The organism is Alkalibacterium iburiense, assembly GCF_039521845.1.
Lineage (GTDB): Bacteria > Bacillota > Bacilli > Lactobacillales > Carnobacteriaceae_A > Alkalibacterium > Alkalibacterium iburiense.
The window spans coordinates 1,484-1,897 of the sequence record NZ_BAAACW010000146.1; the positions used below are offsets into that span (position 1 = coordinate 1,484).

The 414-nt window shown below is 35.7% G+C and carries 1 protein-coding gene; it reads left to right on the top strand.

What is annotated here, in order from left to right; all coding sequences use genetic code 11:
• Positions 1–263, top strand: a 263-nt coding sequence (locus ABDZ53_RS11445; protein ID WP_343756646.1) for a uracil-DNA glycosylase family protein, incomplete at its 5' end; no start/stop codon positions are given.
• Between the last annotated feature and the right edge of the window lie 151 nt (positions 264–414).

Genomic DNA, 414 nt, shown 5'->3' on the forward strand with positions numbered 1-414 from the left:
AAAAATGGCATCCCTTATTGATAGAAGAGATGCCGAATATTGAGACGATTATATTAATTGGAGCTTACGCCCAGAAATACTACTTAGGCAAAAGCCGAGAAAGAAATTTAACTGAGACAGTCAAACACTATCAAAGGTATCTGCCTGATTACTTCCCATTGGTTCATCCGTCGCCCTTAAACATTGGCTGGTTAAAACGGAACCCTTGGTTTGAGGAAGAAGTTGTGCCTACTTTGAAGACATTAATAAATACAAATCTATAATATTTTGTGTTTTAGCAGTTTGTCGAATATACTCAAAAAAATAACTGCAGACCATTATGCTTATTCCTGTGTGTTTACAACGGTATTACGTTGGGATAAGATGTCCTTATAAAGGAGGGTTCAAAAATGAGTGACTCAAGAATAAATATAC